Origin of the sequence: Chitinivorax tropicus (assembly GCF_014202905.1) — a bacterium.
GTDB lineage: Bacteria > Pseudomonadota > Gammaproteobacteria > Burkholderiales > SCOH01 > Chitinivorax > Chitinivorax tropicus.
Genome location: NZ_JACHHY010000003.1, coordinates 1 through 23,967, shown reverse-complemented (window position 1 = coordinate 23,967; position 23,967 = coordinate 1). Strand labels below are relative to the sequence as shown.

The window sequence follows — 23,967 nt, the reverse complement described above, 5'->3', positions numbered from 1 at the left end:
GAACCGTGTCAATGGAACCTAAAGCGTCGCCATGGGTGATGCGACGGTAAGGCAGGGTAGCCAGAAATCACGATGCCTGCCCGGATAAGGGCAAGCATCCTGTGGTCTTACGTGTATTGAATGATTGTAACAAAAACAACTAGGCTACGAGTGCACACCAGCCACGATAAAAGTGGCAAAAGTGTCATGCCCTGTCGGGATGCATGCCAGCGGCCACTTCGCCCAGCGCTGCCACATTTTCGATACGGGAGATCTGCTGCAACAGGTGATCTGCAACCTGATCTTCGATCACAGCCAGCTCGGTTTCTGTCACACCCAGGGCGTTGGCGTATTCGACAATGCGCGCACGCTCGACATTGGAGTACTTGCCATCGGCGTAGGCCAGCAACAAGCACGAATGGAGGAATGCGCGCTGCAACGGTGGCGTATTGAAATGGTCTGCCAGCGCGGAAAGATCCAATTTGACCGATACCAGCTCTTGGAAAGTAGTCAGTGCCTGGCTATCAGCCTGACAGGCTTGATAGAAACCATTGAGCATGACCCGCTCCGCGTCGTGCATGCCATCAGACAAAGACAACTCATGCAGGGCGCGAACCAACAGCTGGACATGGTGGATGTTCAGTTCAATATTCTGGGTGGAGATCATGACCTTCCTCTCATTTTGATAAGTCTTTCAGAATCGACGGCTTGCACATCAGCTCACAGCCGCAACTCATGCTTCAGCTCCCTTAGGCGCTGGTGGATCTGTTCTTGCGTGTGATCCCGATAACGGGCTGGCAACATACTGCGGCGGGACGCTTCAAACACCGCTTGCAGCTCCATGTATTCGAGCATCGCGCTATCACGTGATGGCATGTAGTCCTGCGCGGCGGCTTCCAGCATGGCCAAGGTAATGGCCTGCCCATCCGCCAGTGCATGCGCAAGCAGGGCCACTGCTTCGAGATCGGCATTGGCATAGCCTGTCAGGCCGCTCAATACCGGCTCAGCCTGCGACCAGTCAAACCCCACAGTCAGCCGGTGTCGGCTGAACAGCGCCTGCAGAATGGCCGACACTTCTTCGACCGAGTCCGGGTAGAAGAATGGGATCTTACGATCCAGCCGACCTGCCCGTTTGATGTCGATGTCCAGTTTGTCAGGCCGATTGGTCATCATCACGAACAACACCACGCCCCGGTTTTCAGGATCACTCATGAACGCCTTGAGCCGGGCGATGATGCGGGAAGACGTTCCACCATCAGTGTCTTCCGAGCCGCCACCAAAGCTGCGATCCCCTTCGTCGATGATCAGCACGATCGGGCCCAGCGCTTTGACCATGCGCAGCACTTTTTCCAGATTGGCTTCCGACGAGCCGACCCATTTGGATCGGAAATTCTTGAGGGTGACCGCGCTCAAACCCGCACTTTTGACAAAACAGTTGGCAACAAAGGTTTTCCCCGTTCCCATCGGGCCGACAAACAGCAACCCCATCGGCACCCTGGTCTTGTCGCCGCTATGGATTGCCGTGGCAATCTGTTGTAATTCCGTTTTCAGCCCGGCATTCCCGCCCACGGCTGACAAATCGTGACGGGAATCGACGAATTCGATCAAGCCCTCACACTCTTTCTCGATGATCTCCCGCTTGCGGGCATAGACCAGATCGAGGACATCTGCATAGGGATCACTGGCAGGATGCTGCAGCTGAACGTCTGGGTTCAACAGGTGGCGGATCTCGTCGGCATCCATCCCCCGCGTCAACTTGGTCAATTTATCGGCGCGCGCATCGATGTCGGCAGATGTCGGCAATAACGACACAATCAATGCCCGACGATGGTCGTCACTCAGATCATCCGACCTGGGCGCCAGGATCTGTACGATCTGCATGGCACGCAGCCCGGCGGTGTGCTCGGCCAGACGCCTTACCTGCTCGGCTGGCATGTCCGCGTCACATTGACGGATCACCATCTCGCGTAGGGGCTGGTCAGGCAATGGGATCTCAACCGCCGCTACACGTGGATTGGCAACAATCTTCGCATTCAGCTCGGCCAGTGATTCGGTCAGCAGGAACACCACATTGTCTTTACGATGCAGTTGCGGACTGAGCGTCCACCGGTGAAGCCGAATGGCGGCCAGGCGATCCGCATGGGTCTGCATGCTTTCATCGCCAGGCGGCGCGACACTGCTGGCATAGGGCATGATCAGCGCAGTGCGATCCTGGGCCATCAATTCGGGCTCCAGCCCGGCCAGCACTTCATCCGGCAACGCCCCGGCTGGTATTGCAGCCGCAGTCGATGACCTGGCTGCATTCTTGACATAACGGACACCTGCCGAAGGGTCATACACGATGATGGTTTGTTTGTTTTCCTTCAGCAAGACATCTGTCAGGAAGTCAACCAACGTGTAATAGCGCCCCTCGTAAAGCTGCTCGTCAAACACATTGTGGTGCAGCAGAAACATCGACGCTTCGCCACTCACATATTTCCGGCGAACCGTTTCGGCCCAATCAGGCAATGGTGATCGGGCGGGTAGCGACTGTGGTGTGGTCATGGCTTACATCTGCTTGCCAGCAGCTGCTTGTGCACGGGCACGCTTCAGCTCATCCAGCTGAGCGCGTGCTGTCACGGTGCCCGTTTGCTGGCGCAGTTTGTCCAGGCGGACATCCAAGTCGGTATCGCGCAGCTCCTTGCCCAGATTGGCTTCAGCAATGGTGGTTTTGATGTGTTCCCGAACACGATCCAGCGCTTGCACGTCGGCCTCGACACTTAGTCCTTCCAGTTGGGATTGGATCTGGATACGAGCCTGGGCGCTCTGCATCTTGGCCAGCATCCGGTCACGCTCGCCCTTGAGCTTGCCGATTTCACCCTGTACCGCCAGCAGTGCATTCTTGGCGTCATCTGCATCCGTCTTGGCCTGCTCTGCCTCATCCACCAAGCCGTTCAAATCAGCCTCGATAGCGCTTTTCTTCTGCAACAGCACCAGCGCCAGATCGTCCTGGTTGGTTGCCAATGCGGTTTCCAGCTCGCGGCTGACCTGCTCAAGCGCCTTGCGCTCGACATTCACCCGGCCATCGATTTCATCACGACGACGGATGATGGCCGCTGTTGCGGATTTCAGCCGAGTGTATTTGGTGACCATGCCATTGATGGCATTTTCATAGGCGATTTCGGGGTGATCTTTCTCGATATCGGCAATCCAAAGCGAGACAAAACCACTCCACAGATTCCCCAGGCGGGTAAAAAAGTTTGCGTTTGCCATGTTCTCTCCTGTTTTTCTGGCAGATTCAAATATTGTGGTCTGGGGCCGTGTTCGACCCGCTCAAAGAAAATACATTGATCCTCCGCCAAACGCTGCATGCGCCGACGCAGGGGGTGATTCTCCGTATGTATCCATCGTGCCATCCAGGCAGGTCATCGGATCAGCTCTGTTGCCGATCACCGGCTGACATTCACTGCGGCCCTGCTGGCAAGCGCACGCGCAGGATCACGCAGTTCAGCTTCGTAACCGATGCACAATTCTTCTTCCAGTCGCAGCCGGTCGATGGCCTCTTGCAGCCTGCCGCCGCCCTCATTCAAGGCAGGCACGGCAATCACCGCCTGATAGATCTCCTCCACCGCATCTGGCAACGATAGCAAGGCAGCTTCCACAGCCGCTTTGCGCCCGGTCAGACGCTGGTGACGCAGGCGAAGCTCTTCCAGATCAGCCCGTGCTTTCAACAAGCTGTGCTGATCCCCGCCACCCGCTGCTATCTGGCTGTCGATCTGCTCGATGCTGCGTGTCAAGCCATTCTCGTCCACGCTTTCCTGGCGGGAGGCGATACTCAGGCGTGCCAACCACAGGCCCATGAAATCGACCGGAGAATCTTCCAGCCTGGCCATATCCTGCGTGGGGATGGGGGTTTCACGATGGGATACCGCCGTCAGAATCGCCCCAATACGCTCTTGCATCTTTATCAGCACCCGCCAGTTGGGATGCCCGTCATTGCAGTGGCGCAGTATTTCAGATCGTAGTTGTGCCATGCGCTGATCGCGCTGTCGGATGCGGTAGGTCCGATCCACCTTGGCACGGAATGTGGGCGAAGCCGGGATGAAGGTCGCCGCGATCACCTCGCCGGCAATAAATGCGATGGCGGGCAAAATGGCCCCTGACAGGCCGAATGGTATGGCAAGCACAGCACTGGCTGCCACTGTCCCCAGAAAAGCATAGAAATTGGTCTGACTCTGCAGCATTTCTGTGAGGTATGACGGTTGTTCTGTTTGGCCGGATGTCCAACCATTTTGCTCGCTCAAGGTACTACTGCTCCTAGGTTCTGTTGACATGATTGCATGGCCTGCCTCGGCCCGACCAGGGCTTGCGCCGTTGTCGCAAGCCATTTGCATGGATCACCTAGGTTCCATCCAAAGGTCATTGCATGTCAGACCGACACAGCCACCGCGCCACGCCGGCTTCCGCTGTGCAACATGGTCAATACACGTTCTTCCATCTTGATGGCCTCGGCTGATCGCAGCCATTGTTCACCGCGTGGCCGTGGCGCATGGATTTCAAAGTCATCGGCAATATTGGCAGGCTGGGTTGACAGCACCATGACGCGATCACCCAGCACCAGCGCCTCGGTGACGTCATGGGTCACGAAAATGGTCAGGCAAGGCGAATCCTGATGCAGCTTGGCCAACAGCTGTTGCATTTCAGTACGGGTCTGGGCATCCAACGCGCCAAATGGCTCGTCCATCAACAGGATTCGAGGTCTCAGCACTAGCGCCCGCGCCAATGCCACGCGCTGGTTCTGCCCTCCGGACAATTGCCCAGGCAGATTCCGCCTGCGATCAGCCAGGCCCACCGCCTCCAGCATGGCATCGACTCGGGCTGCCCATTCCTTCTGCGGCACGCTGTTGTACCATCTGGCAAAACGGAACGGTAGCGCGACGTTATCCCATACAGACAGGTCAGGCCGGTTGGCATAGCGCTGGAACACCATCACAACATCATCATGGGCTGCATTGCAAGGCTGTCCATCAATCAGCACATCGCCGGAGGTAGGGGTATCCACACCAAAGGGACGCACGCCACCCATCATGTGCAACAAGGTCGATTTCCCACACCCCGAGGGCCCGAGCAGCATATTGATGCCCGGTTTATCGAAACGTAACGACACATCGTTGATGACGGTAATGGGCTGGCGGCTACCGTCACGGGCCGGATATTGCTGCACGATGTTGCGCAGCTCGACGCTGATGGCCGGGGCGGTGCTCATAACTGGGTTTCCCATGGGTAAAGGCGGCGCTTGGCAAACTGCATGCCCTGGTAGGTAGCCAGGGCCAAGGCAATGATGACGATGATGCCGGCAAACACCTGATCCATCGCTGAAAAGCGGCGTGCATTTTGGATCAACTGGCCGAGCCCTTCTTGCGCATTGACGTACTCAGCGACAGTGATATACGTCCACATCACCGATACCGACACGATCACAGCGTCTGCGATACGTGGCATCGACAACGGCAATACCGAATGGCGCACGGCCTCCCATGGGGTGGCGCCCAGGTCACGGGCACTGATCCAATAAGCTTGCGGCACAGCGCGCACCGCATCACGCACCATGGGGATCAGGTACACCACCGCCCCAACAAACAGGAACAGGATCTTCATCCATTCGCCAATGCCGAACCACATCACCATGATCGGTAGCAATGCCACCACAGGCGCCGATCTGAACGGATCGATCAGCGGCGACAACAAGGCATTGACCCGAGGGGAGGCGCCCATCAACACCCCCACGGGAATGCCGATCATCAACACCAGGCCCCCCGCAGCCAAGACACGCCCCACTGACCACAGGGTGGCCGTGAGCAACAGGCTGGTCTGGCGCTCACCATCCCAGATCAGATAGGTCAACGCCTTGGCAACCTGCCAAGGTGCGGGCAACTTGTTAGCACCAACCAGGCCAGAGCCCGCCAGCACACTCCACACGATCAGAACAGCCAGCACCGCCCCGACTCCCAACCAGCGACGCTGGCTGGGCTCAAGCTGTGCGTAGGGGTTCCAGAAGCTTTTCGAGTCCGACATGGTTACGCGCTCAACGGGTCAATACCGCTGTCCGGGTGGTGCGGTTCAAGGCACGGCATTCTTCCACGGTCAGCTCTTCCGCTGCGGCCTGACGTTCGTCACACAATGGCTTGTCTGATCCATTGCCGACAATCTTGAACCGGGCACGATCAAACTCCCACTGGCTGACCAGATAGTTCACCACAGCCTGTGCACGGGCCTGCGACAATCGCAGATTGGTGTCTCGGGCTCCTGTCGCATCAGTATTGCCGGAAATCTCAAAATAGGCCGATCCATTGTTTTCGATGAAAGGCACCATTTCTTCGTCGATGGTCTTCTGCGCGCGCTTGGTCAGCTCCGCAGACCCACTGGCAAAACCGACCCGCACCGGCTTGGTGACGGCGGCAGCTTTATTGGCGGCAGCCTCGCGGCCTGCCTCGCTGAAACTGTACTCAGGTTTGGCGGCGGCCTGCTGGGCAGCTCTGTCCTTATCCAGCAGCGCCTTGATGTAACGCATATCCACCGAGTCCTGCGGCTCGATCACCGGGGATTTCGGGTTGGCCAATGCGCCAGCCGCACGATAGATGGCATCGAATCGGCGGTAGACCCGCTCATAGTGATTGGTGCCCCCCGCCAAGCCCAGTATCCGTGCGTTGTCCTCCAGGCCGGTCCACACCAGATTGTTGAACAGTTGCTTGATGAATGGCCGACCTTGATCCTTGGCCAGCAGCGCAAAAAACTCCTCGGTATTGACCAGGGCATCCACCGCATCATCCGGCTTGGCCTTGGCAGCCTCGATGCCTGCCATCCAGCCGCCGACAAAGCCCTGTATGGCCGCCTGATTGGCCGGGTTCTGGAGCACCCGCTGATCGCACACCATGACGTCATAGATCAAATTGGAAGCTGTCTTGGTGGAATACACCACTTTGGCGCCGGGAATCTTCTTCAGCGCCAGCGACAGATCCGGGTCCCACAGGGCCGCCGCATCGACATTACCGGCCTCCAGGGCTGCACGCACCCCTGCGGTGCCCTCCTCGGCGTTGATGAAGACCATTTTCACCGACGCCTTTTTACGTGCGGTGAGGCTGGAATTGTCCAAAGCATCGATCACCATGCCGTGGGATGGGGTGAACTGCAACATGGCGATATTGCGCCCTGCCAGATCCTCCACACTCTTGATGGCGGGATCGCGGGTGATGATGGCATCCGCACCCTGTGTGTTATCCACCACCATAACGGCCCGGGCATCCAACCCCGCATTGCGCAGATTGGGTTGCTCCTGAGCCCAGAAGTCGGAAGTCCGCCATGCGCAATGCGCGGCTTTGGATTCAAAAATGGTGGACAGGGTGGGAATGTCATCCTGAATGACCAGCTTCACCTGTACCCCTTGCTGGTCAAAAATCGAGCCGGACTGGGTAATCAACGATTTGCCATTGGCCACCAGGGCGGGGGCATAGCCGTGAAAGCTGACGATGCTGACTTTCAGCGGATTGCCCGCGCTACCCAAGGCGCCAGATACCTTCTCTGGCGCAGCTGGGGCCGCCTTGTTCGCTGTGGATTTGGCGCCCGCCTGCTCCGCCTCGGTACCACTCGCGGGCTGCGCATGCTGAACGCGCTGCACGATGTCTTTCAAGCCAAAATGCCAAGCGACCGCTGTCGCACTGCCTAGCACCGCTACCGTAATCAGGCCCTTGGCCAATGGTGTCAGTCTTGCCATAGTGATTGTGTGCTATCCGAAGAGAATTGAAAAATCGGGCCGCAACCAAGCTGGGCTGCGGAATAGAGCGCTCAAGCGGCTGATGTACCGAAAATACGCTGGATGTCCTCCAGCCTGCCGATTTCGGTCTGCAGTCGTGTTGTTTCGCGTTCTGCTGCCTCGCGTGTCGCTTTCGCCTGATGTTCAGAGTCGGCCTTGTCAGTGGCAGCCCTGGCCAGCTCACGCTCCATCAAGGCTTCCAGATCGGCCATCTGCTGGCGGATACGTGCGATGCTCTCTTGCAGCGTCTGCTCACGCGCCGCAATGGTCTGCTGCGCCGTTTGCTCGGCCAAGGTGACAGCAGCCATGATCTGTTGTTTGGCCTGCTCCAACGCCTGTACCTTGAGGGCTGCATCTGCAACAGAGTCTTCGATGGTCCAGCTGTCGTCTGCAGCGTCCAGCGCCAGCACAGCCGCTTTGCGGGTATTGGCATCCAGTGCCATCAACCCATCCAGCACTTTCAGCAGCTTTTCTGCAGCAAAAGGTGAAGGGGGAATACGGAACTCGCTGTATATCTCCTCCAGCGGTCGCTGCTCGGTCACGCCTTGCGCCACCGGCTCAGTTGCTTGCGGGGCGGGCTCCAGAGTGAAGGTCGCGATAGGTGCCTCTGGTACTGGCTCTGGCAGCTCATCACGCACGCTGGTGGCGGGCTCAGCCTCGGTAGCCTGTGAAGGAGGCGGAACATCATCCAGCTCAATCAACCCAACCTTGTGCAGTGCGCGCATGAAGCCACTCACGTGATACTCCTTTTGATCTCATTGAATGTATCGAGCGTCATCGATGTTCATGCAGGCAGATAGCATCGGCTGCATGGCCCGCACAGGGCTGACCTTGGGTTTGTGCTGTCACCACGGACCGTATGGCATGCCATACCCCCGATGAACCCAAACCAGACAACCTTTACGGGCGACTGCAGTATACACCGTCAGTCCATACCGGCACAGCATGCGACATCGCACACGGCACATATCTGTTTATGTTGTCTGTTTGTTGCCACGCTTCATGATCCAATGCGCCAACGAACCAATGACCGCCCCCCAGAAGGCCGAACCAATACCCAGCAATGTCACCCCGGATGCCGTCACCAGAAAGGCCATCAGGGCTGGCTCACGGTCATGCTCGTTGTGCAGCGCGGCAGCGAGGCCACGACCGATGGTCGGTAGCAAAGCCAAGCCAGCGATGGAAATGATCAACTCTCGTGGAAAAGCCCTAAACACGTCTACGATCATCGGCGCCAATAAAGCCAGCACCAGATACAACGATCCGGCGCCGACTGCGGCCAGATAACGTCGATTGGCATCCGGGTGGACTTCGGCCCCCATGCACAGCGCAGCCGTGATGGCGGCCAGATTCAGTCCAAATGCGCCAAACGGCGCCAGCACCAGCGTTGCCAAGCCAGTCAGTGTCACGATCTTCGAAATCGGCGCTGGGTACTGAAATGCCTTGAGCACAGCCACGCCCGGTACATTTTGCGAAGCCATGGTCACCACGAACAAGGGCAGCGCAATGCTGATGATGGCGGTGAGATCGAAGTCCGGCGAAGTCCATACCGGCAGACCCATCACCGTCACGGCATCAGGCATGATCAACCTGCCGCACCCAGCCGTCACACCAACCCCGATCACCAACACCCACGGCACCACGAATCGCGGTGTCAATCGCTTGCCGATCAGATAGGTGGCCACCATGCTGCCAACGATCGGCAATGCAGATTGCAAGCCCATAAAGGTTTCCAAGGCAAACTTCACCAGCACCCCGGCCAACAGGGCACTGGCCAGTGCGGTAGGGATACGATGCATGCCACGCTCGAACCAGCCGGTGATGCCAACCAGTGTCAGCAATGCGCCGCAGACGACAAACGCCCCGATTGCGCTGGGCAGGCCGCCTTGATGCACCGTCACTGCCAACAAGGCAGCGCCTGGGGTGGACCAGGCGGTCACGATCGGCATGCGCAGCCACAGGCTGGGCAGCAAGGTGGTCAGACCCATGCCGATGCACAGTACGATGGTCATCGAAATGATGTGGTCGCGATCCATGCCCATGGCCTGTCCGGCCTGCACCACAATCGCGTAGGAACTGGTGAAGCCCACCAGCACCGTCACCAGTGCGGCTGTGGCAATCGTCAACCAATGAGATCGGGTATGCATGTGATGAATGTCCAGAAGGATTGAGGGTCGTGGTATGGCCAGAGCGGCGTACCAACTTGGTGACAAGACTGGTCGATTATGATGGGGTGACAGGGAAGCGAACAGGTTCAGTTGCGCTCACCTTACTGCAGTACACCGTCGCGCGGGTGTCGTGCTGGCTGTGTATAATTTGCGCCTTTCCATCTGCAAGACGAGTACGCCGCCATGATGATCCATCCGCAATTTAACGCCGTGGCGATCAGTCTGGGCCCGATCGCCATCCGCTGGTATGGCTTGATGTATCTGATCGGCTTCATGCTATTCATCGCCCTGGGCCGTCATCGCATCAAGCGTCGCCCGGATCTGGGCTGGGACAACCGGCAGCTGGATGATCTGTTGTTTTATGGCGTATTGGGTGTCGTACTGGGTGGCCGATTGGGCTATGTGTTGTTCTACAAACTGGGCGATTACTTGGCCAACCCGATTGCCATCTTCAAGATCTGGGAAGGGGGCATGTCCTTTCACGGCGGGTTTCTTGGCGTATTAGTTGCCCTATGGCTGTTTGGCCGCAAGTCGCAAAAGACCTTCTGGCAGGTCGCGGATTTTGTGGCGCCCTTGGTACCGACTGGTCTGTTGGCAGGGCGTATCGGCAATTTCATCAATGGAGAATTGTGGGGCCGTGTCACAACACCGGACGCCCCTTGGGCCATGCGCTTTCCACAAGCCGCGCAGGAGGACATCACCATGGCCGCCACCCATCCTCAATGGCAGGTGTGGCTCGAACAATACGGTGGTTTGCCACGCCACCCTTCCCAGCTTTATCAGGCTGCGCTGGAGGGCCTTTGCCTGTTCCTGATTCTGTGGGCTTTTTCGGCCAAACCCCGCCCCACGGCACAAGTGTCAGCGGTCTTTCTGGTTGGTTATGGCGGTTTCCGGTTCATTGCGGAATTCGCCCGCGAGCCAGACAGTTTCCTGGGTTTGCTGGCAGGCCAACTGAGCATGGGGCAATGGCTGAGTCTGCCGATGATCCTGATCGGGATCGGCCTGTATATCTGGGCGGGAAAACGCGCAGCACGTTGAATGATCCCGGCATGCAGACACGCTGCCGCCCTGTACCTGCATAGTGTTCAGGGCGCCGCAGCGACTCCCTCTTGGCAACAGCGCGCCCCTGGTCAGGGCCGGTTGCCGCCAGCATCTCGCTGACAACTATTGACTCTAAGCCCATGGTGCCGCCAAACCGCAGGCACGGCGGATCGGCACCCAGCCCAGCCAATCATTCCTGCATGCCTGCCATGCAGACAACGAATTGCCACACCCCGCTGCCAAGATTAATCTCCGTCATTACCCGCCCAACGCGATCATGGAGAAACACATGTCAGACCTTGGCCTTACCTTGTACGTTGATGCACACTTCTCCAGCCCTTACGCCATGTCTGTATTCGTGGCGCTGAAGGAAAAGCAACTGCCTTTCGAGCTGAAAACAGTGGATTTGCACGCTGGCGACAACCGTGCAGACGACTATGCCCATACCTCGTTGACTCAGCGCGTCCCAACCCTGGTGCACGGTAATTTTGCGTTGTCTGAATCCTCCGCAATCACAGAATATCTGGACGAAACATTTGAAGGGGTGGCGCTCTACCCACGCGATCCGCAAAAACGGGCGCGGGCACGACAAGTGCAAGCCTGGCTCCGCAGTGACCTGATGCCGATCCGCGAGGAGCGCCCGACGAGCACTCTCTTCTATGCGCCAAGTCAGACACCGCTTTCCGAGAAGGCCATGGCGGCAGCCAAAAAACTGGCATTCGCAGCCGAGGGCTGGCTGCAGGATCGGCAATATCTCTGCGGTGAGTGGAGCCTGGCAGACGTTGACCTGGCCCTGATGCTGAACCGACTGGCCTTGAATGGCGATCCGATCCCCAAGGTGTTGGCCTATTACGCCCAACAGCAGTGGCAACGGCCATCCGTGCAGGAATGGATCAAGATGCAGCGGCCCGCCCTGGCTTGATTGCCAAGCCATTCATCGAGCCGGCGCTTACTGCGTCGGCTCGATGGATCGTCACAACCAGCGGCGACGCCAGAAACTGAAACCCATCACCCCGGCGATCAACACCAAGGCGCCCAGCACCGCAAAATAACCCCAGTGCCACTCCAACTCGGGCATGTATTTGAAATTCATGCCATAGATGCCGGTGATCAGTGTCAATGGCAGGAAAATCGTCGTAACTGCCGTCAGGAAGCGCATTTCGACATTCAGGCGATTGGACAAGGCTGACAAGTAGATATCCTGCATGCCGGAGATCAAGTCGCGAATCACTTCGGTTGACTCGATCACATGGACGGTGTGGTCATACACGTCACGAAGATAGAGGCGGGTTTCCGGGCTGAACAGGTCATGCTCGCCCCGCGCCAACGTGCTGAATAGTTCACGCAATGGCCACAAGGACTTTTTCAGCAACAGGGTGTCTGACTTCAACATGTGGATACGCGGCAACAGCTTGGTGCTGGGCTTTTGCCACAACTCGTCTTCCAGATGCTCCGTCGCATCGTTCACCCGCTCCAAGACAACAAAATAGTAATCGACGATCGCATCCAGGATGGAGTAGGCCAGATAGTCTGCGCCCAACTTACGTAGCTGACCGGTGCCAGCCTTCAAGCGCTGCCGCAGATCATTGAGCTTGCCGGTCGGGCGTTCCTGAAAGGTCAGTACCCAATTTCGGCCCACCACCAGGCTGATCTGATCAGACATCAGATTGCCCTGGGCATCGCAATCAAACAACCGCGCCACGATGTAGAGATAATGGCCGTAATCCTCCAGCTTGGGGCGCTGATCTGTATTGAGAATGTCTTCCAAGGTCAGTGGGTGCAGATCAAAACGACGACCGATCTCCCCCATGATGTCCGGCTCATGCAGGCCATGCACGTTCAGCCAGTACACGCCGCCATCAGGCTGGTAGGCCTTGCCCTCCTGCACATTCTTGAAATGTGTTTCGCGAAAGCGCTCGTTATCGTATTCGATCAAGGTGATCGCCGGAGCATCGGTCTTGACCTCGCCAATGTGCATCAGCGACCCGGGGGCGTGCCCGGTCTTGCGTAGGCGATCTTTATAGAGCTTACGTGGTCTTGCCATGGCGAATCTCCAGCCCCAGCCCGACGGCTTGCCAGAATTCTGCTTCCTGCTTCAATGCCATGTCAGTCAAGGGGCTATGCTCCAACCATTTCGTGTCGATGGCCAAGGTGAAGCCCTTGCTGCTGTTCAGTGTCAATTGGATGTCCGGCAGCTTCACATCCATCCGGCTACGGAAAAACAACGCCCCCAGCCGAATCGCAATGATGCGTGACCACTCCAGCAACGATGCGCCCTTGAGCTGCTTGCCCAGATTGCCACGATGCGCCAGCGCCATGCGTGACAAGGCCAGCTGTTCGGGCTTTGCAAATCCAGGCATGTCGGCATTTTCGAGGATATAGGCAGAGTGCTTGTGATACCCAGTGTGTGAGACAGACAGGCCGATTTCGTGCAACTTGGCCGCCCAGCTGATCAGCTGTAACGCCTGTTCATGATCACCATCCAATTGTCGCGCCACCTGCAGGTAGAGCTTCACCGCCAGATTCATCACCCGCTCGGTCTGCCCAATATCGACATGGTAGCGACGCTTGAACTGCGCCACCGTCACATCGCGCATGTCCTTGTGGTGATGCCGGCCCAGCAGATCCCACAACACACCTTCGCGCAATGCACCATTGGCGGTGATCATCTGCTTGATACCCAGCTCAGCGAATGCCGCATACATGATGCAGAAGCCCCCGACGATGACCGGGGCCCGGTCTGGCCGCAAGCCGTTGATTCGCAAGTCGGCAATATTGCCTTGCTGCAACAGCATTTCCCGTACCCGCTCCATACCTTCTGCGGTCATGCCATTGGTGCTGAGATCATTCAGCTCCATGATGTCGGCCAATGATCGGGCGGTGCCGGATGTACCCACTGCCTGCTGCCAGAAGCTGGAGTTGAATTCCCCAACGATACGGACGATCTCGTTACGCGCCGCCAGCTCGGCAGCCCGCATCGCCTGCTTGGTGATCTTGCCGTCCGGAAAGAAACGTCGGGTATAGCTGACACAGCCCATATACAGACTCTCGGTCTTGTGAGGCTTGAGCTGACTGCCGACGATGAATTCGGTCGAGCCACCACCGATATCGATGACCAGACGTTTCTCTTTGGTGGTCGGCAGGCTATGGGCGGCGCCAAGGTAGATCAGGCGTGCCTCTTCGCGGCCCGCAATGATCTCGATCGGGAAATCGCCCAAGGCCTGCTCGAATCGCGGCATGAATTCGCCTGAGTTCTGCGCCACCCGCAACGTGTTGGTGCCCACAATGCGCACCGCCTCTTTGGGCAACCCCCGCAAACGCTCACCAAATCGACGTAGGCATTGTACGGCACGCTCGATGGCTGCCTCTTCCAGCATGTCATCGGCGGTCAGGCCAGCGCCCAGTCGCACCGGGTCTTTCAAGGTATCAAGTGGATAGATCTGATCATCAACCACCCGGGCCACCTGCAGCCGAAAGCTGTTGGAGCCCAAATCGACAGCGGCAATAGTCGGAAAATTCATCGATAGGAAGATACCGCTCACACGAGGCGAGCGGTTAATGAAATGATGATTTGATTATTGTAACGCTTCGCGCTCGACTTCTTCGACAGAAGTGTGGCGAACATCTTTACCTTTGACCATGAATACCACATATTCGCTCATGTTCTTGGCGTGATCACCAATGCGTTCCAGCGCCTTGGCAATGGAGAGGATCTCCAGGGAGATCGAGATGGTGCGCGGGTCTTCCATCATGAAGGTGATCAGCTGGCGGATGATGGCGCGATATTCCTCATCCACCTGCAAATCGGCCCGCACCACCTGCGCCGCAGCGGTCAGATCGAGCCTTGCAAATGCATCCAGCGCTTTGCGCAACATCTCCAGCGCCAGATCCGCCATGTGCCGCACCTCATGAAAACGCGGCAGGTTGACCCGATCCGATTCGTAGATCATCTTGCTCATGCGGGCGATCTTCTCAGCCTCGTCCCCGATCCGTTCCAGATCAGTGGTGGTCTTGATCATGGTCATGACCATGCGCAGATCACTGGCCGCAGGCTGGCGGCGGGCAATGATATGTTGGCAGGCATCGTCGATTTCCACGTCATAGGCATTGACACGATGATCGTCCGAAATCGCTTTGTGGATCAGATCCATATCACCCGTTGCCAAGCCTTCCATGGCCGTGACGATCTGCTGCTCTACCAGCCCACCCATTTGCAGCACGCGCGAGCGAACCGATTCCAATTCGGTATCAAATTGTTTTGAGATATGTTCCGGCATTGCTGCTTTCTCCTGCGGCGCTTCACAATCGGACGACAATAGCAGTCGATTGTGACAGTTATGTTGCTCAGGTGATCGTCTGCACACCATCAGGCTTGCCAAGCAGCAGCACATCCGCCCGCCGCTCAGCAAACAAGCCGTTGGTTACTACGCCAACGATCTGGTTCAAAGTACGCTCAAACTCAACGGGTTGAGCAATCTGCAATCCATGGACATCGATGATCACATTGCCGTTGTCCGTCACCACCCCCTCACGCAAGGCAGGGTGCCCGCCCAACTTGACGATTTCACGGGCGACATGGCTGCGCGCCATGGGAATGACTTCGATCGGCAAAGGAAACCGACCCAGCACATCCACCAACTTGCTTTGGTCGGCAATACAGATGAACTGTTTGGCTACGGCAGCGACAATCTTTTCACGAGTCAGTGCTGCGCCACCGCCTTTGATCATGTGTAGTTGGCGATTGATTTCATCGGCACCATCGACATAGACCGGCAGTTCATCGACGACATTCAAATCCAGCACCCGGATACCATGCGATTTCAGGCGCTGTGCGCTAGCTTCTGAGCTGGCAACGGCGCCGTCGATACGATGTTTGATCAGCGCCAATTCATCAATGAAGAAATTGGCCGTCGATCCGGTTCCCACCCCAACGATGCAATCATCAGACACATATTCAACCGCAGCTTTCGCCACCGCTCGCTTCATTTCGTCTTGCGTCATACCCATCATCCCAGTTGATCCAGTTCCAAGCATAGCCTCTGCTAAGGCGATTACACAATAACCCATCTGTTCGATTCAGTGGCAAGTAACAAGGTTATGCAGGCCAAGTCTGGCATCAAGCAGCATTTTCAGGTATGCGAAAACCCACATCTGGAATTCTGTGTTGACCCAGTGCCGCCGCCCCCACCACATCTTCACCAGGCATCTGCACCCAGCCCTCGCTGGTCGCCATGCCAACCATCTGTTACGCTTGTCTGCTCAACAGCACGCAAAATCAGTGACATGAAACAAGATTACCTTGAACGCATTCTGACCGCCCGCGTCTACGACGCCGCCATTGAAACCCCCTTGGATGCCGCGCCCAGCCTGAGCAAGCGCATTGGCAACACAGTGTTATTGAAGCGTGAGGACATTCAGCCAGTGTTCTCATTCAAATTGCGGGGGGCTTACAACAAAATGGCCTCCTTGTCAGAAGCTGAACTGGCAAGAGGCGTCGTCACAGCCTCGGCAGGGAATCATGCGCAAGGGGTCGCTTTTTCTGCGCAAAAGCTGGGAGTAAAAGCCACCATCGTCATGCCCGCCACAACGCCCCGCATCAAAGTCGATGCGGTGACTGCCCGTGGCGGCAACGCCGTATTGCACGGTGACAGCTATGATGACGCCTATCGCCACGCGCTTTCCATCGTGGAGCAAGAAGGCGCCACCATGGTGCATCCATTTGATGACCCAGATGTGATCGCAGGCCAAGGCACGGTGGCCATGGAGATTTTACGGCAGGAATCGAAACCGATTGCCGCCATTTTTGTCCCGATTGGCGGCGGTGGCTTGGCGGCAGGCGTCGGCGCCTATGTCAAACGGTTGCGGCCCGATATCCGGGTCATCGGCGTCGAACCCTTCGATTCCGATGCCATGTACCAATCACTGCAAGCTGGCGAGCGGGTCACCTTGCCACAGGTCGGTCTGTTTGCCGATGGCGTTGCGGTCAAGCTGGTCGGGGCGGAAACCTTCCAACTCTGCCAACGCTATCTCGATGAAATCATCCGTGTTGATACGGATGAAATCTGTGCGGCCATCAAAGATGTGTTCGAGGACACCCGCTCCATTCTGGAGCCCTCTGGCGCGTTGGCCCTGGCAGGTCTCAAACGCTGGGTGGCCCGCGAAAATGCCCATAACCAGCGCCTGGTGGCCATCACATCCGGTGCCAACATGAATTTCGACAGCCTGCGGCATGTGGCTGAACGAGCAGAGGTGGGAGAGCAGCGTGAAGTCATGCTGGCGGTCAATCTGCCCGAGCGACCTGGTAGCTTCCGACACATGTGCGAATTCCTTGGTGGGCGCTTCGTCACTGAATTCAATTACCGCTACGCCAGCGCCGATCAGGCTCATGTATTCGTTGGTTTGCAGGTCAGCCACCGCAGCGAGGCCACGGCCATCGTGCAACAGCTACGGGAGCATGGCCTGACCGCTTTGGACTTGACGGAGAATGAGCTGGCTAAAGTGCACATCCGCAACTTGATCGGAGGCCGTGCGCCCGATGCCAAGCACGAGCGGCTGATCAGTTTTGAATTCCCAGAGCGGCCCGGTGCATTGACCCGTTTTTTGGACAGCATGAACCATGACTGGAACATCAGCCTGTTCCATTACCGCCACCACGGCGCGGACTATGGCAGGGTACTGGTCGGCATTCAGGTCCCCCCCGCTGAGGAACAGGAATTCAACCAATTCCTGGCCAAACTCGGTTATGTCTGGGCCGAGGAAACCGACAACCCCGCCTACCGACTGTTCCTGGTCTGAGGCAAAGATTGGTGGACGAGGCCTTGCTCTATGCAGGGCCTCTGTAAACCTCCAAATGCCTCTTCACGTCAGATGGACATGGCAGGTAGGCCACACCACAGAATTCAGTTACCCACATATCAACGTCTTACCCAGCCGCATTTCATATGCAGCGGGCGTTTATTCAAAAACCCCCAGCGCTTTCAATTTGCGTGTTCCATATCGCTGGAACGTATCTCGCACATCATTCACTTTACGTTAATTAGTCGCCTACTAACATCAGCCCGATACGTATCCGTATTCATATAGAAAATCCAAAAGACATATGAATCATGTCCGATGGAATGATCTGAGGCACGTATCATCACATTGCAGTTGGCAGATATAATCGCTTTATTTATAACAATCAACACAACGGACACGAGAATGAAAAAAATTATTGCTTTGGGTATCGCCGGATCGCTGGTTGCTTATGCCATCGCAACGCCTTACATCGCGGTCTATCAGATCAGCGATGCGGCCCACAAGAAAGATGCGGAAGCCCTTTCATCACACATCGACTTCCCGAGCGTCCGTCAGAGTATCAAAAGCCAAATCAATCAGAATATTTCCAATACACTTCAAGAAAATAATCTGAAAGACAATCTGTTTTCGGAGCTGGGCATGGCACTGGCTGGTGCGATGGTGGATACACTGGTGGAGAGCTATGTCTCCCCTGCTGGCATCTCAAAATTGATTTCTGGCCAGAAATTCTTACAAAAAGTCAGTACAGACACATCAGAGAATCAACAGGGCAATCAGCCAAAGCAGGAAAGCAAGAGTCTGTTCTCTCAGGCATCCATGTCATACAAATCACTTGATAAATTTGAAGTGGTAAAACAGTCGGACAATGGAGATCAGCTCAAATTCATCCTGAGCCGAAGTGGCCTGAGCTGGAAGATAACAGATATCATACTGCCCAAGATCAATTGAGCAATAGCCCAATTGCCTTGATTTTCCAGGCCCGGACATCTTGATCCGGGCCGGCTACTAGAGCCGTTGCGGGCCGTGACCCGGGCGGCCTGCCATCAACTACCATGGCCACAAGCGGCTGATCAGCTCATTGCGTATCCAGTGTGATCTGCACCCACACCACATCCAGCCAGCGGCCAAATTTATAGCCTACCTGCTCACAACGCCCGGTCACCTTGAAACCCAGCCGCTCGTGAAAGCGGATCGAGCCGGTGTTGTCCGCATCGACCGCACCGATCATCACATGTTTACCCATTGCGCGCGCCAGTGGCAGCAGCGCGGACAGCAACTGCCCACCCACCCCTTTGCCCCGTTGGTCGTCCCGCACATGTACTGAATGCTCGACTGTAAACCGATAACCTACCCGCGCCCGCCATTCGCCAAAAGTTGCGTAGCCCAGCACCTCGCCCGCCTCCACAGCGACAATCACCGGGTAGCCTTGTGCTGTCCGGGTCTGAAACCAACTTTGACGCTCGATCAAGGTGGAGGGCTCGTCCTCGTAGATCGCGGTGGTATTGCGCACCACCTCATTGTGAATGGCCAGGATGGCCGCGACATCTTCTGGTATTGCGGGGCGGATTTGCATGGAGCATTCCTTCGTTTATACTCGCTGTATCATAAATTTTTATAGACGATTGTCAATAATGATTGACGACATTGCGCCCCACATTGCGCAACGGATTCGCTGTGAACGAGAGGCAAGAGGCTGGTCGCTCAGCGATCTGGCAGAGCGGGCAGGTGTTTCGAAAGCCACCATCAGCAAGATCGAGCGTGGTGAGGCAAGCCCCACAGCTACTGTGCTGGGGCGCCTTTCGGGCGGTCTGGGGCTGTCCCTCTCTACGCTATTGGCCAGAGCAGAGGCCGGATTGAACCAAGTCAGGCGGCAAAGCGAGCAGGATGTCTGGCAAGACCCGGAAACCGGCTATCTGCGGCAGCAAGTGTGGCCTGCGGATGAAGGCCCGCTAGAGCTGGTTGAGGTGACGCTGCCCGCAGGCGCCAGCGTAGCCTACCCCGCATCGGCTTACACCTTCAGCGCCCGACTGATCTGGGTGCTGGAGGGGAGGCTGACGTTCGAAGAGGGGCCAATCGCCCATCAACTCCACATCGGTGATTGCCTACGCCTGGGCCCACCCAGCGATTGCTGCTATCGCAACCAGGATGACCAGCCATGCCGTTACGTCGTGGTGTTGTCTCATAACAGACGGGGCTGATGGAAAGGTGTCACACCCTCTGTACCGGTCGCATGATCAGATATGAGCTGCCAATGCCGCCAATCCGCCACCATCCGATCAGCCCCAATCATAGGTGGACAAATACCCCTCGTAGCGAGTGATGAAGGACTCATAGATCAGGTCAATCTGGTTGAAGGTTGAATCGGCACCGTGCATCGGCAACAGCTTACTATGCAGGTGGTTGATCTCATCCCCCTCGAACACCATTCCAATCCTTGCTACGCCTGCCAGTGCTTTATCCGACAACAACTCGGCCTGCTTGGCGGCCAGCGTCAGTTGACTCAGCACCTCATCACTTTGCGCAAAGACATAACTCGACAAATGACATGTGGAGATGGCCACCGTAGCGCACGGTGTATTCGGATCAATCGTCAAAAAAATGCGCTTCGCCGTCCCAAATGCGATGACAAGGTGCATGACTTGCTACGATTTCGCAGAAAATACAAGTCATATCATTATGTATGGATGAGTTCGTCAAAAACCAAGCCGCAGGCAAGCTGAAGCAATCGGCAGCATGCGGTAGGGTTGTTGACCGCACGAAAGCGGGTCTATTCTGCCCCCAACATGGAATGCGCCTGCCATCAGCCCAAGTCGGGCAGGCCGGGACACCCCACCCGCTCACGTCAGGTCACCAACAGACCTTCAGCGGCATACCTCCATGGCTTGCCTGTCTGATCACCTGCTCGTCGAGCACAGGGCCATCATGTGGGTAAAGCCGAACACTCTCCTATCACCGACTCGATCAAGTGGCGGGCAATGCTGAGTTTGTATGGCAGCCCTGGCAAAGACTCCGGCGGGTAGAATCCAGCATCTTCAATCTCCACCCCATCAGGCGCCAACTCGCCACCAGCATAGTCAGCCACAAAGGCAATCATCATCGAGTGGGGAAATGGCCAGCTCTGGCTACCGAAATATCGTAGATTGGTGACCGAGACACCGACCTCCTCCTTCACCTCACGATGAACCGCCGCTTCGAGGCTTTCCCCCGGCTCGACAAACCCGGCCAGCGCACTATAGGCACCTGGGGTGAAGCCAGGCGAACGCGCCAGCAGGACCTCACGCCCACGTCTGATCAGCACCATGATGGCGGGGGACAGCCGTGGGTAGGCCACATGCCCACAGCCAGGGCATTGTTTGGCATGCTCGCTGCCTTTGGGCTGAGTGGCCGCGCCACAGACACCGCAAAAACGATGGGTGCGATCCCATTCCAATAGCTGCGCAGCACGGCTGACCGCTTCAATCATGGCTGGCGACCAATTCAACAATGCCGCACGCAGCCCAATGGTGCACAGGTGCTCAGGCAGGGTTTCTGCCTCGACACGTAGCGCAATACAAGGCCGACGATCATCAGCCCGTCCAATCCAATGCACACTACCCGCTTGATGCATCAACTGGCTGGCCGCCCACTGCACCCCATCCAGCGGCTGGTCGGCTGACAGCACGATTTTGTTCTGATGAAAAGCGAATATGATAGCGTGAGGTGGAATGTCTTCCTGCCGGTCAAACCCCAATTCAAATCGTTGCATGCTGATTTTTCCTGCTGATTAACGCGAATGCCTGCTACAGCACCATATTAAAGACCTGTTATCCAATCGTAGGCTTTTTTGCCCTACCATGGTTGTGCCAACTTATACATGTATGTGCTGTTAAACATAAAGTGTTGTTTGCGACACATTATGCTTTATTTGAAAACCGTGTTATCGATGAGAAACCGGCACTCGTATTTTCAGGCTTGAAATACCAAAAAAGCCAGCCAATGAGGTAGGCAGTGCGAATCCTGTATGGGCTGCGATTTTCAGGCTGGCGCTGAGCGTTGGACTGCTGCTGCCTTTGAGCCAGCGATGAACCATCGTTTTGCACCAGCCATCAAAACGCAATCAGGTGAATCACCTTGATCCAGATCGCGATACCCAGACCGACGCAGCCAAGCTGCCAGCATGCAATATAGCGGGCAGCCTTGGCCCGTAGCACCTTGTCCTGCGCATCGGGCTGGCGTACTTTGAAAAGGCTGGGCTGGGTTGGGTCGGCGGGGGGTAGCCATTCAGCGGGCAGCTTGACCCGTGGGCGCAACAGGCTGCGCAGCAGGTTGAAGATGACCCCCGGTGCCATGAAAACAAGCAGGCAAGATAGGCCCAAACCAAACCGTGGCTTGCCTTGCCGATCGCGCAGCTGCTGTATCAGCCCTTGTCGTTCAGTGAATTCCCAGAACGGGCCATCGTCCAGCATCAGGGTGGTCAGGCGTGACTCATCGGTCGGGCTCACTTCCACCTCTGGCAGCGCTTCTGCTTGGCCTTCCATATAGCAGCGGATGAATTCCCATAACTCGTAGCAGGTTTTCCAGCCGTAGACAATCGAGCTGGACACCAGCAGACCATTGGCTTTCTTGAATATCTCCTGCTCCGCCAGTTGCTCATCCCACTCCACCAAGACCAGCTGCGCATTATGGTGCGTACCGCCATAGGCACCGCCAGTGACCGCCGCTTCTGACAGGTATGGGCGGACTTTCTTCCATTCCAGCCACTGTGGACGGCCATTGTGCGAGCCGTAGATCATGCCCTGTTTACGATTGAAAATGATCGGGCTCGGGGCGGGGGAAATGGTGGTTTTATAGAATAGAAAGAAAATGAAACCTGGAGCTGCCAATGCAACACCTAAAGCAGCTTGATCGAAAATACTTGTGCTATTCAGAATAAGTTTTATCCATTCTGGAAGAATAAAAGGTGCGCTGAAAATGGCTACAAGCAATAGAAAAACAAGAATAAAACTAGCACTCAATCCCCCTTGCACATTCACCTCCATCACCATCACCTCCGAATCCATCCGCAGGATCAGCCCCTGATCGAGCTTCGGCTGGGCATCCGCAGTCTGGGTGATCTGCCGTCTCCCGGATAAAGAGAGTGGATTCGCTCGTTTCTTGGGGAACACCATCGCGTTGGCTGGGTTGACAGCTTTGTCTTGGGTTGGACTCATGCTTGGCTTTCAATCGTCAGTTCGGGCCAGCTCTGCTTGTCTGGCTGGTAGGTGATGCTCACATTGATGCGTTCGAAATACGGGATGTGGCTGACATCCTGTGCCTGGCTGCCCACGCGGATCAAGATCCTGCCCGGTCGCTGCGGGTCACGGAAGGCGCTTTCCGGCGGTAGCCGCACCATCACATTGCCCTGAATGGTCAGCTGGCCCTGCTTGATCTGGCCGCTGGCTTGATGACGGGCCACGGCTGGCTGGTCGAGTGTTTCGATCTGCTCGGTTCCATCGATGCGGAACAGGCTGCTTTTCAGTACATGTGGAAGTCCTTGCAGGTCGCTGCCGGACACCACCACCCGCATGGCCGAATGACGGGTGAACAGTGGCACGGTGATTATGTAGTCCAGCGTCAGCGTTGCTGCGGTAGTGGTTGGAGTGCATTGTATGGCCACCGCATATATGGCCTGACGGAAGACGGTGACTTCTTCTTGCAGGTTCAGGAAGGAGGTACGGCTGTCAGGGCGCAGCCGCAGGCCAAAGCGGCTGCGATCCAGCCATTTTTCCAGATCGGTGTCGGTGGCTTCGGCGGCCTGGAAGCTTTTGATCAATGCAACGACAGCAAAGGCCAGACCTAAACCAATGACTACAACTAACCCAAGTCCCATAAGCCCCAAAAAAGCTGTTGCTATTGCACCTCCTCCTAAGAAAAAGGCTGATGCTCCTGTAAATATGGACGCCATCTTTGTCGCCGCAACCGCATCCTCATCCCCCTCCCTATCCAGCTTCTCCGCCTGTCGCCACAGAAAATAGGCGTCCACCGCCCCGCAGGCAATGGTGATGCCGCCACCGACTCCCCCCATCACCCGCATCCTCAGCGTATTGATGCCAGGGTTGCGGATCGTCAGGTTGGCGACATGAATCTCCATCCCCACCGCGATACTCGACAGCATGGCGGTGCCCAGGCCGGCGTAGCCGCTCTGCACCGCCAAAGGGTCGGCGGCTTGGCCTT

At 56.7% G+C, this 23,967-nt stretch carries 23 protein-coding genes; 5 read left to right on the top strand and 18 right to left on the bottom strand.

The genetic code is table 11. The features are described from left to right. Window positions 1-184: 184 nt before the first annotated feature. The 9 genes from HNQ59_RS02655 to HNQ59_RS02615 all read right to left on the bottom strand — a co-directional run bounded on the left by HNQ59_RS02655 (window position 185) and on the right by HNQ59_RS02615 (window position 9,915). Window positions 185-646 (bottom strand): TerB family tellurite resistance protein, encoded by a 462-nt coding sequence (locus tag HNQ59_RS02655; RefSeq protein ID WP_184034871.1) that lies wholly within the window; start codon window positions 644-646, stop codon window positions 185-187. A gap of 53 nt (window positions 647-699) precedes the next feature. Next, window positions 700-2,523, bottom strand: a complete 1,824-nt coding sequence (locus HNQ59_RS02650) for an ATP-binding protein (RefSeq protein WP_184034869.1) — start codon at window positions 2,521-2,523, stop codon at window positions 700-702. Between the two features lie 3 nt (window positions 2,524-2,526). Continuing rightward, window positions 2,527-3,231, bottom strand: coding sequence for a PspA/IM30 family protein (locus HNQ59_RS02645; RefSeq protein ID WP_184034866.1), 705 nt, complete (start codon window positions 3,229-3,231; stop codon window positions 2,527-2,529). Between the two features lie 176 nt (window positions 3,232-3,407). After that, window positions 3,408-4,262: a hypothetical protein gene (locus tag HNQ59_RS02640; protein WP_184034864.1), complete on the bottom strand. Its 855-nt coding sequence runs from the start codon at window positions 4,260-4,262 to the stop codon at window positions 3,408-3,410. 125 nt (window positions 4,263-4,387) lie between these two features. Beyond that, entirely contained in the window at window positions 4,388-5,224 is an 837-nt protein-coding gene (locus HNQ59_RS02635) for an ABC transporter ATP-binding protein (protein ID WP_184034861.1), read from the bottom strand. Continuing rightward, on the bottom strand, window positions 5,221-6,033 hold the full coding sequence (locus HNQ59_RS02630) for an ABC transporter permease (protein WP_184034858.1): 813 nt from the start codon (window positions 6,031-6,033) through the stop codon (window positions 5,221-5,223). The genes HNQ59_RS02635 and HNQ59_RS02630 overlap by 4 nt, the downstream gene beginning before the upstream one ends. Before the next feature lie 10 nt (window positions 6,034-6,043). Next, complete coding sequence (locus HNQ59_RS02625; RefSeq protein ID WP_184034855.1) at window positions 6,044-7,729, bottom strand: phosphate ABC transporter substrate-binding/OmpA family protein; 1,686 nt, start codon at window positions 7,727-7,729, stop codon at window positions 6,044-6,046. A gap of 71 nt (window positions 7,730-7,800) precedes the next feature. After that, window positions 7,801-8,505, bottom strand: coding sequence for a hypothetical protein (locus HNQ59_RS02620; RefSeq protein WP_184034852.1), 705 nt, complete (start codon window positions 8,503-8,505; stop codon window positions 7,801-7,803). A gap of 237 nt (window positions 8,506-8,742) precedes the next feature. Next, window positions 8,743-9,915, bottom strand: coding sequence for a benzoate/H(+) symporter BenE family transporter (locus HNQ59_RS02615; RefSeq protein ID WP_184034849.1), 1,173 nt, complete (start codon window positions 9,913-9,915; stop codon window positions 8,743-8,745). A 204-nt stretch (window positions 9,916-10,119) separates the two neighbouring features. Between HNQ59_RS02615 and lgt the strand changes: the two genes are divergently transcribed. Both lgt and yfcF read left to right on the top strand, forming a co-directional pair. Further along, complete coding sequence (lgt, locus tag HNQ59_RS02610) at window positions 10,120-10,974, top strand: prolipoprotein diacylglyceryl transferase (protein WP_184034846.1); 855 nt, start codon at window positions 10,120-10,122, stop codon at window positions 10,972-10,974. Between the two features lie 292 nt (window positions 10,975-11,266). Further along, entirely contained in the window at window positions 11,267-11,899 is a 633-nt protein-coding gene (yfcF, locus tag HNQ59_RS02605; protein WP_184034843.1) for a glutathione transferase, read from the top strand. 51 nt (window positions 11,900-11,950) lie between these two features. On the opposite strand, the gene corA is transcribed toward yfcF, so the two are convergent. The 4 genes from corA to rpiA form a co-directional block, all read right to left on the bottom strand. Continuing rightward, complete coding sequence (gene corA / locus HNQ59_RS02600) at window positions 11,951-13,021, bottom strand: magnesium/cobalt transporter CorA (RefSeq protein ID WP_184034840.1); 1,071 nt, start codon at window positions 13,019-13,021, stop codon at window positions 11,951-11,953. Then, complete coding sequence (gene ppx, locus HNQ59_RS02595; protein WP_184034837.1) at window positions 13,005-14,498, bottom strand: exopolyphosphatase; 1,494 nt, start codon at window positions 14,496-14,498, stop codon at window positions 13,005-13,007. The genes corA and ppx overlap by 17 nt, the downstream gene beginning before the upstream one ends. A gap of 54 nt (window positions 14,499-14,552) precedes the next feature. Continuing rightward, window positions 14,553-15,254 (bottom strand): phosphate signaling complex protein PhoU, encoded by a 702-nt coding sequence (gene phoU / locus HNQ59_RS02590; protein ID WP_184034834.1) that lies wholly within the window; start codon window positions 15,252-15,254, stop codon window positions 14,553-14,555. A gap of 67 nt (window positions 15,255-15,321) precedes the next feature. Then, complete coding sequence (gene rpiA, locus HNQ59_RS02585; RefSeq protein WP_184034831.1) at window positions 15,322-15,978, bottom strand: ribose-5-phosphate isomerase RpiA; 657 nt, start codon at window positions 15,976-15,978, stop codon at window positions 15,322-15,324. 96 nt (window positions 15,979-16,074) lie between these two features. Between rpiA and ilvA the strand changes: the two genes are divergently transcribed. Together ilvA and HNQ59_RS02575 are read left to right on the top strand one after the other, a co-directional pair. Next, on the top strand, window positions 16,075-17,772 hold the full coding sequence (ilvA, locus tag HNQ59_RS02580) for a threonine ammonia-lyase, biosynthetic (protein WP_184034828.1): 1,698 nt from the start codon (window positions 16,075-16,077) through the stop codon (window positions 17,770-17,772). Window positions 17,773-18,177: 405 nt separating this feature from the next. Further along, entirely contained in the window at window positions 18,178-18,723 is a 546-nt protein-coding gene (locus HNQ59_RS02575; protein WP_184034825.1) for a DUF2939 domain-containing protein, read from the top strand. Between the two features lie 127 nt (window positions 18,724-18,850). Here HNQ59_RS02575 and HNQ59_RS02570 read toward each other — a convergent pair whose 3' ends face one another. Then, complete coding sequence (locus HNQ59_RS02570; protein WP_184034822.1) at window positions 18,851-19,348, bottom strand: GNAT family N-acetyltransferase; 498 nt, start codon at window positions 19,346-19,348, stop codon at window positions 18,851-18,853. A gap of 58 nt (window positions 19,349-19,406) precedes the next feature. Here HNQ59_RS02570 and HNQ59_RS02565 point away from each other — a divergent pair, with 58 nt between their 5' ends. Further along, window positions 19,407-19,973: a helix-turn-helix domain-containing protein gene (locus HNQ59_RS02565; protein ID WP_425491320.1), complete on the top strand. Its 567-nt coding sequence runs from the start codon at window positions 19,407-19,409 to the stop codon at window positions 19,971-19,973. 78 nt (window positions 19,974-20,051) lie between these two features. Here HNQ59_RS02565 and HNQ59_RS02560 read toward each other — a convergent pair whose 3' ends face one another. The 4 genes from HNQ59_RS02560 to HNQ59_RS02545 all read right to left on the bottom strand — a co-directional run. Beyond that, a complete protein-coding gene (locus tag HNQ59_RS02560; RefSeq protein ID WP_343074190.1) occupies window positions 20,052-20,411 on the bottom strand; it encodes an HIT family protein in 360 nt (119 codons plus the stop codon). Between the two features lie 284 nt (window positions 20,412-20,695). Then, window positions 20,696-21,520 carry an NAD(+) diphosphatase gene (nudC, locus tag HNQ59_RS02555; protein ID WP_184034816.1) on the bottom strand — a complete coding sequence of 275 codons (825 nt, stop codon included), beginning with the start codon at window positions 21,518-21,520 and terminating at the stop codon, window positions 20,696-20,698. A 340-nt stretch (window positions 21,521-21,860) separates the two neighbouring features. Next, a complete protein-coding gene (locus HNQ59_RS02550) occupies window positions 21,861-22,964 on the bottom strand; it encodes a DUF6708 domain-containing protein (RefSeq protein WP_184034813.1) in 1,104 nt (367 codons plus the stop codon). Continuing rightward, window positions 22,961-23,967 (bottom strand): hypothetical protein (locus HNQ59_RS02545; RefSeq protein ID WP_184034810.1); only part of this gene is annotated, 1,007 nt, incomplete at its 5' end. The genes HNQ59_RS02545 and HNQ59_RS02550, both read right to left, overlap by 4 nt.